General features: G+C 44.4%; 7 protein-coding genes. 3 read left to right on the top strand and 4 right to left on the bottom strand.

The features are described from left to right. Window positions 1–324 precede the first annotated feature (324 nt). Together FQ608_RS02270 and prfA are read right to left on the bottom strand one after the other, a co-directional pair. Window positions 325–1959, bottom strand: coding sequence for an ABC-F family ATP-binding cassette domain-containing protein (locus tag FQ608_RS02270; protein ID WP_158856165.1), 1635 nt, complete (start codon window positions 1957–1959; stop codon window positions 325–327). Window positions 1960–2019: 60 nt separating this feature from the next. Beyond that, window positions 2020–3096 carry a peptide chain release factor 1 gene (gene prfA, locus FQ608_RS02265; protein WP_158856164.1) on the bottom strand — a complete coding sequence of 359 codons (1077 nt, stop codon included), beginning with the start codon at window positions 3094–3096 and terminating at the stop codon, window positions 2020–2022. A 194-nt stretch (window positions 3097–3290) separates the two neighbouring features. On the opposite strand from prfA, the gene FQ608_RS02260 reads away from it, so the two are divergent. From FQ608_RS02260 to FQ608_RS02250, 3 genes are all read left to right on the top strand, one after another. Continuing rightward, on the top strand, window positions 3291–3950 hold the full coding sequence (locus FQ608_RS02260; protein ID WP_158856163.1) for a Tll0287-like domain-containing protein: 660 nt from the start codon (window positions 3291–3293) through the stop codon (window positions 3948–3950). A 56-nt stretch (window positions 3951–4006) separates the two neighbouring features. After that, window positions 4007–6535: a M14 metallopeptidase family protein gene (locus tag FQ608_RS02255; protein WP_158856162.1), complete on the top strand. Its 2529-nt coding sequence runs from the start codon at window positions 4007–4009 to the stop codon at window positions 6533–6535. Between the two features lie 127 nt (window positions 6536–6662). Beyond that, entirely contained in the window at window positions 6663–7268 is a 606-nt protein-coding gene (locus tag FQ608_RS02250; protein ID WP_158856161.1) for a DNA-3-methyladenine glycosylase I, read from the top strand. 149 nt (window positions 7269–7417) lie between these two features. Here FQ608_RS02250 and FQ608_RS02245 read toward each other — a convergent pair whose 3' ends face one another. Together FQ608_RS02245 and FQ608_RS02240 are read right to left on the bottom strand one after the other, a co-directional pair. Further along, a complete protein-coding gene (locus FQ608_RS02245; RefSeq protein ID WP_158856160.1) occupies window positions 7418–8845 on the bottom strand; it encodes a DASH family cryptochrome in 1428 nt (475 codons plus the stop codon). Window positions 8846–9114: 269 nt separating this feature from the next. Beyond that, a complete protein-coding gene (locus tag FQ608_RS02240) occupies window positions 9115–11550 on the bottom strand; it encodes a TonB-dependent receptor domain-containing protein (RefSeq protein ID WP_158856159.1) in 2436 nt (811 codons plus the stop codon). Between the last annotated feature and the right edge of the window lie 102 nt (window positions 11551–11652).

The following is an 11652-nucleotide window of genomic DNA, read 5'->3' as shown; positions in this document are numbered from 1 at the left end:
CATCGCTGCGCCCGCTGCGAGAAACCTTTTCACGCCACCACCACTGCGAAGGTTTATATTAATCTGACCGAATTGAATAAGATAGGATATCGCTGGCCTTGTTGTTTTGCATCAAATTAAAAAATAATCCGCTGCGTCCGCCGCGTTCATCGCTGCGCCCGCTGCGAGAAACCTTTTCACGCCACCACCACTGCGAAGGTTTATATTAATCTGACCGAATTGAATAAGATAGGATATCGCTGGCCTTGTTGTTTTGTATCAATTTAAAAAATAATCCGCTGCGTCCGCCGCGTTCATCGCTGCGCCCGCTGCGAGAAACTTTACCTACTTCCGCTCCACCTCCCTGAGGTTTTCCAGTTTTTTGTCCCGGAGGAAGCCGTTGATATCTTCGAAATGCTCCTTTACCCGCTTGTTGCCAAACTCAAATACCTTTGTCACCAACCCATCCAGAAAGTCCCTGTCATGGGACACCAAGATCAAGGTACCGTCAAACGCTTTTAGGGCATCTTTGATAATGTCCTTGGTTTTCATGTCCAAGTGATTGGTAGGCTCATCCAGAATAAGCAGGTTGACAGGTTCCAAAAGGAGTTTGATTAGCGCCAGGCGGGTTTTTTCTCCACCGGAAAGAACCTTTACCTTTTTGGCAGATTCCTCGCCGCCAAACATAAAAGCTCCCAGCAAATCCTTGATTTTGGTCCGAATTTCCCCCACCGCAAGCTGGTCGATGGTATCGAAAATAGTCATACTTTCATCCAAGAGCGATGCTTGATTTTGCGCAAAATAGCCTATATGGGTATTATGAGCAAGTTCACATTTGCCTTGAAAATCAATTTCTCCCATAATGGCTTTTACCATGGTGGATTTTCCTTCTCCATTTTTTCCCACAAAAGCGATTTTCTGACCCCGTTCTATGGTCATGGAAGCGTTTTTGAAGACTACATGTTCACCATAGGTTTTGGTAAGTTCCTCCACGACGACGGGATACTTCCCGGAACGGGGTGCGGGAGGGAAACGAAGCCGTAATGCAGAATTGTCCACCTCATCTACCTCCACAATATCCAGTTTCTCCAGCATCTTCACCCTAGACTGTACCTGTAGGGTTTTGGAATAGGTGCCTTTAAACCGCTCGATAAATTGCATATTGTCTGCGATTATCCTTTGCTGATCGTCGTATTGCTTTTGCTGTTGTTCGCGGCGTTCTTTTCGAAGTTCCAGGTAATGGCTGTACTTGGCTTTGTAGTCATATATACGGCCCATAGTTACCTCAATGGTCCTTGTGGTGATATTATCCACAAAGGCCCGATCGTGGGAAATTACCACCACCGCTTTGGCCTTTTGTGTCAAAAACTCCTCCAGCCATTGAATGGACTCAATATCCAAGTGGTTAGTTGGTTCATCCAACAGGATTAGATCGGGCTTTTGCAAAAGAATTTTGGCCAGTTCGATACGCATTCTCCAACCTCCAGAGAACTCCGAAGTGGGCCGGGTAAAATCCCTACGCTCAAACCCAAGGCCCAAAAGTACCTTCTCCACCTCAGCTTCATAGTTGACTTCTTCTATCGCATAAAATTTTTCACTAAGTTCAGAAACCCGTTCGATGATCTTGTAGTAAGCGTCAGAATCGTAGTCGGTTCGGACGGTGAGTTCCTCATTCAATGCTTCGATTTCTTTTTGCATTCCCAAGTAGGAGGCAAAGGCTTTGGAGGTTTCTTCCATCACTGAGCAATCGTCGGCTGTAAGTAAATGCTGGGGAAGATATGCAATGACTGCATCCTTGGGGGCAGATACTCCGCCCTTTGACGGCTTGGACAATCCGGCAATTATCTTTAGCATGGTGGATTTGCCCGCACCATTTTTGCCCATAAGGGCTATTTTATCTGTCTCGTTAATAGAAAAGGAAACCTCGCTGAAAAGAGGCTTTCCCCCGTGAATGACAGAAATGGAATCTACTGAAATCATGAATGCATGAAATAAGAATAGTGGAAATAGTTATTCGGTGTATTTAGAAAAAGAAGTAGCTTAATCCTCTATACCGCCTGCCTGCATTTTTTCCGCATTTTCGGCAAAACGCAAGGCTTGGATAAATTCTTCGATATTGCCTTCCATTACCTCGGGAAGGTTATAAACAGTACGGTTGATACGGTGGTCCGTTACCCGGCTTTGCGGATAATTGTAGGTTCGGATCTTATCAGAGCGATCCCCACTTCCGACCATCGATCTTCTCTGAGCACCTACGGTTTCATTGTGCTTGGCGAGTTCGATTTCATAAATCCGGCTACGGAGCACTTTAAGGGCTTTTTCGAAGTTTTTGATCTGTGATTTTTGATCCTGGCAAGTGACGACCAATCCGGTAGGTTCGTGGGTCAATCGCACCGCAGAGTAAGTGGTGTTGACTGACTGACCACCAGGTCCTGAGGAACAGTAGGTGTCTTTCCGTACCTCATTCATGTCAATCTGTACATCCACTTCCTCCATTTCAGGTAAAACAGCGACCGTGGCAGCAGAGGTGTGCACTCGACCTTGTGTTTCAGTGGCTGGAACACGCTGAACTCGATGAACTCCCGATTCGTATTTAAGCATGCCATAGGCATCGGTACCGGAGACGGAGCTAATAATTTCCTTGTATCCTCCCGAGGAGCCAAAAGTCAGGTCAAGAACGGTAAGCTTTAAGTTTTGCTTTTCACAAAACCGCTCATACATCCGGAAAAGATCACCTGCAAATATGGCTGCCTCGTCTCCTCCGGTTCCTCCTCTGATCTCAAGGATGCAGTCTTTCGAATCGTTGGGATCTTTGGGGATCAGCATGGTCCGCAGGTCTTCTTCCATAGTCTCCTGCTTCTCCTTCAGTTCATCCATTTCTATTTTGGCCATTTCCCTGAAGTCAGGGTCTTTTTCCTTTTCCAATATCGATTTGGTACTTTGGATATTCTCCATGACATTTTTGTAGGCGTTGTATGCCTCCACCACCTTTTCCAGATCTTTATATTCTTTGGAAAGTTTGGTGTACTTGCTCATATCCGACATGGCGTCCGGCTGTATGATCAATTGGCCCACTTCCTCAAATCTCTCCTTTATGGCTTCTAACTTGTCCAGCATATATTCTGTCTTTGGCCTGCAAAATTAAGAAAATATGTGATTAGGAGCATTCTTTTTTAAAATGACTGTTCAGAGAATCAACTTTTTCCCACAGATTAGGGTTTTATTTGAAGTTTTAAAAAACGATATTCAAACGAAGTCCCAATTAATTGAAAGGAATGATTGCTTATCTTTACTTCCAAAATCCCTTAAAAATGAAAGCTAACCGTTTATTGCCCGTTTTATTTTTGCTTTGCGTGCTTGTTGCGTGTGAGAGCGAAAAAAAAGTGAATAAGGACGTCATTGACGAAATAAAGAAACTTAGTGAAGTGAAGAAAGTCAATGAGGCTGACATGATCTCCCATGCCATGAAGTGGGGGGATGAGATTAGTACTGAGGCCCAGCAGGCTTTAATTAGTACCTTGCAGAAAGCCATTGCCGAACAGGGAATAGGAGGAGCCGTGGAATTTTGTCATACCGAGGCCTTACCTATAACGCATGAAGTTGGCCAAAAGCATAATGTCACTATAAAGCGCGTTTCGCTGAAAAACCGAAACCCGTCCAATAGTCCAAGCGATGTGGAGAAAAATCTGCTAGAAGCATATGCCTACAATGTGGAAAATGGCATCGAGAACAAACCCAATATTCAAAAAATTGACCAAGGTGAAACCTTGTTATTTACAAAAGCCATTGCCATTCCCAATGGGATGTGCCTAAACTGCCACGGAGAACCCGGTGCGGAAATCGCCGAAGAAACTCGGAATAAAATTAAAACCCTTTATCCGGAGGATCAGGCGACGGGCTTTAAGGTCGGTGACCTGCGGGGAATGTGGAGCATTTCACTCCCGAAAAGTGAAGTGATAAAAAACATGTAGTTTTTGACATTCCTTATCATTAATAATTCCTATTCAGTTTCCAATTACCATATAGCATGAAGCAAATCTATTTACTGTTTTTCAGTCTTTTTATTATTAGCTCGGGATTTTGTCAGACCAAAAGTCCTGCTGAATTTTTAGGGTATGAGTTGGGGCAACGATTCACCCCCCATCATAGGGTGGTCGCCTATTATGAACACGTAGCCGAGACAAATGAAAATGTCGTTTTAGAATATTATGGGCAAACTTCCGAATTTAGACCCTTGTTGGTGGCTTTTATTTCCGCCAAAGACAACATTGATAAACTGGAAACTTTGCGGACTGACAACCTCAAACGGACTGGCATCATAGCAGGTAACCCAGAGACACAAGTTCCGATAACTTGGCTGAGCTACAACGTGCACGGCAACGAAGCGGTGTCGTCGGAGGCAGCCATGATGACCTTATTTGCCTTGGTAGATCCAAATGAATCAAAAACAAAGGCCTGGCTTGAAAATTCCTTGGTTGTGATGGATCCCTGCCTCAATCCCGATGGGCAGGAACGCTATGTCAACTGGTATAATCAAAAAGCGAACGCCATCCTCCAGCCCGATCCGCAGTCGGTAGAGCATCGGGAGCCTTGGCCCGGAGGCAGGCCCAACCATTACCTTTTTGACCTAAACAGGGATTGGGCGTGGCAGACGCAGAAGGAATCGCAGGAACGGGTAACACTGTACAACCGTTGGTTACCTCAGGTGCACGTGGATTTTCATGAAATGGGTATTGATGAGCCTTACTTCTTTGCCCCAGCAGCAGAACCCTTGCACGAGCAGCTTTCAAATTTTCAGAAAGAATATCAGGAACTTTTCGGACGGAATACGGCCAAGTATTTCGATCAGGAAGATTGGTTCTATTATACCAAAGAGCGTTTTGACCTGCTTTATCCCAGCTACGGAGACACTTACCCCATGTACAACGGAGCCATTGGGATGACCATAGAGCAGGGTGGCTCCGGAAGGGCTGGGCTTGGCATGCTAAATGCCGAGGGCGACACCGTTACGCTCACCGACCGTATCCTTCACCACCATACGACTGCATTATCAGCTGTAGAAGTAACTTCACAGCATGCCAAACGTGTCGTGGATGAGTTTGCAAACTACTTTGCGGAAAACAGCTCCAACCCCAGAGCCAAATACAAGAGCTTTGTCATCAAGGGAACAAACGCCCCGGATAAGATTGCTAAGTTGCTTGATCTGCTGGATAAAAATGGCATTCGCTACGGGAGAGGAGGAAGCAATACAGGTTTAACTGGATTTGATTACTTGAAGGGTACTACCGGAAGATTTTCAGTTAGTGAAAACGACATTGTCATCAATGCCTATCAACCTAAAGCTGTGTTGACCCAAGTTCTCTTTGAGCCGGAGCCGGTCTTGAATGACAGTCTTACTTATGATATTACTACTTGGGCCTTGCCGTATGCATATAACTTGGAGGCTTATGCCGTGGAGACTAGAGTTAATGCTGGCGGAAGTTTTGAAAAAACAGCTTTTGAAATGAATATAGCAGACCCAAGTGCCTTAGCCTATATTGCACCTTGGAACGCGACAAAGCACGCAGTCTTTCTTACGGCCCTAATGCAGGAAAAAATACGGGTACGTGCTGCTGCTCTACCTTTTAGTTTCGGTGATCAAAGCTATGCTGGAGGTTCATTAATCATCACCCGATCTGGCAATAAGTATGTTCCTGATTTCCACCAAAAAGTAACCGATATTGCCAATAAACTTGAAATCACCCTAGGAAAAACAACCACGGGGTATGTGGACGAAGGAAAGGATTTGGGATCTGATTTTGTGCGTGCTATTAAAGCTCCCAAAATAGCCTTGATTGGAGGGCAAGGGACTTCTTCATTGAATTTTGGGGAGCTTTGGCATTTCTTGGAGCAAGAGTTAAGCTATCCGCTTTCGGTTTTGGAAAAGGACAATCTGGCCTCATTTGATTTGGGAACATATGATGTCATTATTATGCCATCAGGAAGCTATGGTAAATCGACAGATGCTGGTAACACGAACCTGATTGACTGGGTAAAAAAGGGGGGGAAATTGATTGCGGTAGAAAACGCCGTGGAAATGTTTGTAGAGACGGAAGGATTTTCTTTAGCAAAATATGGCAATCAGGATGAAAAAGACAGTTTGCAACAGGCGGAGGCCGATGCCATGGAACAGCAATTAACCCTTCTTTATTTGGAGCGGGAGCGCAATGAGATATCCGGCTCTGTGGTCGGTGCGGTGATGGAAGCAACGATCGATCAGACACATCCCTTGGGATATGGAGTAGGTGATCGTTTTTATACCTTAAAAAATAATTCAAATAGATATTCATATTTATCTAAGGGTGTCAATGTAGGATATATCCCCTCCTTAGATAGACATAGGGCCGGATTTATCGGGTACAGGATCAAACCTCAATTTGAAAAATCACTTGTGTTCGGCATGGAGGATGTAGGCAATGGAAAGGTTGTCTACCTTGTGGATAACCCGATGTTCAGAAGCTTTTGGGAAAGCGGAAAGCTTATTATGGCTAATGCGGTATTTTTGGTTGGGAATTAATGTGAAATCCTTTCTACTACTTATTTTAAGCCCGGCCAATTCGGTCGGGCTTTTTTTATTGGGAAAAAAGCCCGATTTTGGTTATTCGTTTTTGTAAACTGATAGACCTTTCTAATCCACGTATACTATGCCAGTACCACCTGAATCTCCCCTGTCCGAACAATTCCGCTGCCCTTGGTGCCTGGGTTTTGAGGGTTACCGGAAATACCATGACGAAGAGTGGGGAGTTCCGGTTTACACCGACAAAAAACATTTTGAATTTTTGGTGTTAGAGAGTGCGCAGGCGGGATTGAACTGGGCCACTATTTTGAAGAAAAGAGAAGGATATAGAAAGGCTTTTTCGGACTTTGACTATCAGCAGGTCGCGGAATTTCCCGACAGTTATGTAGAAACTCTTTTGGAGGATAAGGGAATAATCAGAAATCGGCTTAAAATAGCAGCAGCTATCAACAATGCCCGGAAACTCATCGAGATACAGAACGAGCTCGGCTCTTTTACGTCCTACATTTGGAATTTCGTTGGGGGAAAGCCGATCCTAAATCACTGGTCTGACCTGTCAAAGGCACCGGCAACTACCGAGATTTCCGATAAGCTTGCCAAGGACATGAAGAAAAGGGGATTTAAATTTCTTGGGAGCACAACGCTTTATGCCCATATGCAAGCAACCGGACTGGTGAATGACCACCTTGTTAAATGTTTCCGGCATCAGGAAGTGCAAGAATACGTGCGTTAGTGAATCTCCAAAATCGCTTTACTTTTCTGCACGGTAGGAAAAAAGCCCTCCAGGTTTTATACGTTAACAGATCGACTAGATGATTATCTAAAAAATCTGGAGGGTTTTCGGACTCTTGTTATTAGGTTCAGGATAATATCGCTTATTATTTAGCTCCAATTTTCAAAAGATACGATAGGGAACGGATAGTTGTCACCTAAATGCACCCCCTTGCTGTTCCGCATTTTTTCGGAAAGGGATTCAGGCTGATGGATATCGAATCCGGGAAGTTTGGCAAGTTCCGGAATCCATGTTCGAACATAGTCGCCTTTTTTGTCGTAGTTTTTTGCCTGTAGCAGGATGTTGAAGTAGCGGTCTTTGCGGGGATCATTGCCTACGCCTGCCACATACATCCAATTCCCCCAATTGCTGCATACATCATAATCGATCAACTTACTCTCAAAATAGGCTGCTCCCCATCTCCAGTCTATTTGCAGGTCATTCGTCAGAAAGCTGGCAACCAATTGCCTGCCTCGGTTGGACATAAATCCGGTCTGATTCAATTCACGCATATTGGCATCAATAAAAGGAATTCCTGTTATTCCTGCAGCCCAAGCCTGAAACGCATCCTCATCCTGCTTCCAAGATATAGTATCGGATTGTATGCCGGAAAGCTGGAAGATTTTATTACCGTGCTTTTTACAGATAAAGCGGAAGTAATCCCGCCATATCAATTCAAAGATTAACCAGTAAGTGGAATCATTTTTTTCAACCTCCTTTTCGTAATTTCGAATTTCCGAATAAATCCAACGAGGAGATAGTGCCCCTACCGATAGCCAAGGGGAGAATTTACTTGAATAATTAGCCCCAAGCAAACCGTTTCGGGTTTGTTTGTATTCGGCAATGGAATCAGTTTCCCAAAGGTAATGCGCAACACGTTGAAGTCCTTGCGTTTCACCGCCTTTGAAAGACAGGACAGACCTTTCATTTTCGACGGGATTTTCACGTCCCAGCTCTTCCAAACTGGGAATTTCCCCAATCGATCCAATTGCGGTTGGATATGGAATTCTGTCCGGTGTCGGAAGCACCTGTCTGACTATCGAAAGTTTTTCGCAGCCTTTTCGGAATGCGGTAAATACCTCTGGCAACTGTGGAATGGGAAAGGGTAAGTCATCCAGGTGAAAGAGGGTAGCCTGCCAATATCCTTGGGTAGCTATTCCTTTAGCCCAGGAATTCTTTTCCAGAGACTTCTCGACCGTCTGTTCTTCGGTGGTTACTTCCTGTGAGAAATAAATGGCCTCAACCTGATGTTGCTCCGCAAATTCGACCATTACTTTCTCTGGGTGGCCGTTTAGAATGACCAAGTCGGCCGCTTTGGCTTGTAAACTACCTCTAAGATCCAATACGGACTCATTTACAAATTTCGCCCGAAAGGAACCGGTTTTTTCTAAATTGAATGGAGTCTTTTGATAACTGCGTGGATCATAGCAGTAGACTGGGATTACCTCATCCGTCTGCTGCAGGGCCTTGGTCAACGCTTCGTTATCGTGCAGCCTCAAATCATTTCTAAACCATACAATCGCTCTTTTGTATTTCATATACCTGCATAACCAAATGAAAAAGGGAAGTGTTTGGGGCCGCAGCCGGGTTTAACATGTAGGTTATTGGTTGTGGGTTGAATGGTAAGAATATGTATACCACTAATTATTCGCTTCGTGGGTGTTGCGTTTGCATAGTGTATCCATTACACTTTCTTATATTCAATTAACTTGAAAAAAGTATTTTTCTAAAAGCCATTTGCAATGGCCCACCACCGATTTTGTCTGCCAGAAAGTCAACGATATTCTTATTCTGAACTGATTGATCCCTATTCAGCACCCAAAATATCAGATTTCTTGGCGGTCTTGCTTTGCTTGATCCTGTAATTGAGTGACAGATTGATTTGCCGCCGTCTAGGCAAAAAATCACTTTCAGTCACAAAACCCGGTCCTTCGAAAATCATTCGGGTTCTTCTAGTATTGAAGATATCCATGATATTTAAGATAAGCGTGCCTCTGCCTTTAAAAACGTCCTTTGATCCTGAAAGATCCGCATAGTACAGCGCTTTCCGTGTCCCCTGTGCTACACGCTGTCTCCCTTCATAATTGGTTCGCAACTGTATGTCCAACGTATTCGGCAGGCTAAACCGGGTCGTATAGCGGGCAAACCAACTGTAGGTATCCCTCTTGTATTCTTCCATTATGTTGCTGCCATCTATCTGGGCAAAGAACACATTTAAATTTAAATCCATTTTCCACCAGTTGGTTGCATTATAATCGCTGGTGAATTCCGCACCATAGGCCCTTTCAGAAAGTAGATTTTGAGGCAAGGTCATAGAAAAACCGTCCTCATCCACGGTTCGAATTTTTTCTATTTTGTCATGCGTATTCCGGAAATAAACGGTTGAAAAAATGGATCCCTTGTCCATGTATTTGATATGTCCCACCTCATAGGCGTCGGTAAATTCCGGTTCAAGGTCAGGGTTGCCGCTCCAGAAATTCCTGGCATCGGAGAACGTCACAAATGGACTTAGGTCACCGTAAAATGGCCGTCGGATACGACGGCTATAGCTAACCTGCATGGCATCATCCGGACTGATATTATAAGTGACGTGGGCACTGGGAAACAAGTTGGTGTATTGCCGTGGATTGATGTCATTGGCAAGTACCAAGGTCGTCTTTACATTGGTGTTCTCGGCTCTTAACCCTCCTTGATAGGAAAATTTTTGGGTCTTGTTTCCTAAAATGGCATAGGCGGCGTGAATATCTTCATCGTACAGAAAAACATCCTTTAGCCCGGGTAGCGGGATCATATCTCCCGATTCATTTTGTTCGCTGACAATAAAATCATTTTCCATATCCCTGAAACTGCTGCGGATACCCGTTTCGAAATTTCCATCTTTAAATATCGGCTTTGTATAGTCCAGTTGGAAAAGCCACTGCCTTTCAAACTCATCGTTGATGGAAGTTTGGAGTAGATTTCGGTTTGGGATGGGTGTACCGTTTGGTTGAAAGGCAAACTCGGTGTAGACCTGATCTGAATTTTCCCAATAATCCAAATGGGTAACCGCAGCAACTAACTTATGCCCCGCTTGCTCAAAGGATTTGCTGTAGCTAATGCTATACTCGGAATTTGGTTCGTTCTCGACTTCATTTTGCTGTCTCTGAAAATAACTGTCCATGTTCCTATTCACATCATAATCTTCATACCGTATATTGGTAATGCGGTGGGCGTCACTTCTACGGAGTAAGTAGGAACCGGTCAAGATGCTATTGTCTGATAGGTAGTAGTCTAAACCAGCCCGGATATTGTTGTTTCGACTATTGACAAAACCCTCAGTGAACTGCTCGGTGTAAAATGAGGTATCCGCACTAAACACATCTTGGCGAAGAAATCCGTCTCTAGGAACCTCACGGTAGGCAAAACCGTAGTTGACAAACCAGTTGATCTTGTTTTTTCGGTAGTTTAAGTTCGCGGCAAAGCCCAAGTTGGTGGGATTGCCTGTTATAGCCTCGAAGGAACCGTTGAAGCCTTGGGCATTTTCTTTTTTGAGAACTATATTGATGACCCCCGCCATACCTTCTGCTTCGTATCTTGCAGAGGGGTTGGTAATTACTTCCACAGATTCGATGAGGTTAGCCGGGAGCTGCTGTAGGCCGCTGCTTCCCTTAAAGCTCACTAATCCAGAAGGTTTGCCATCTATTAGAATCCGGACATTTTCACTTCCCCTTAAGCGTACATTCCCCTCCGGGTCCACATTGATTGAAGGAAGGTTCATCAGGATATCGGTAGCTGTTCCCCCAGCATTGGCAAGGTCTTTTCCCACATTAAAAATTCGCTTGTCTAAACTGAGCTCCATCAGGTTTTTTTCACCCAATACCACGACTTCATCCAAGTTTTCAGCGGATGATGTCAGGCTGAGTTCACCCAGGTTAATACTGTTTTTTTCCCTGGTCACCGCCATTTCGTTAATAGCAAGCGGTTCATATCCCATAAATTCCACCAATAGAGAAAAATTGCCTAATTCGGTATCCAATGTAAAGGTGCCGTTTTCGGCCGTTATGCTGCCATTTACCAGCCGCTTTTCACCCTGCACTTCCGCAAACATACTGACGGTTGCAAATCCGAGTGCCTGCTTGCTTTGGGCATCGACTATTTTCCCGGTGATTTTGCCAGCGGGACGCTGCTGTGCGAATACCTGATTCCCTGCCAAAATTAAAAGGAAGGTTAGTGCTGCAAAAGAAGACAAATACTGGCTTTTCATTGACTGGAATGTTGAATTGAAGGGTCAAATATAGCAAAGGAAAACTTCTAATGATTTAATTTTTACAGGAATGAAAAGGCGAATCTTTAAAGGCTAGAAAAA

Source organism: Lunatibacter salilacus (assembly GCF_009797935.1).
Classification (GTDB): Bacteria; Bacteroidota; Bacteroidia; order Cytophagales; family Cyclobacteriaceae; genus Lunatibacter; species Lunatibacter salilacus.
This window is presented reverse-complemented; position numbering and strand designations above follow the sequence as displayed.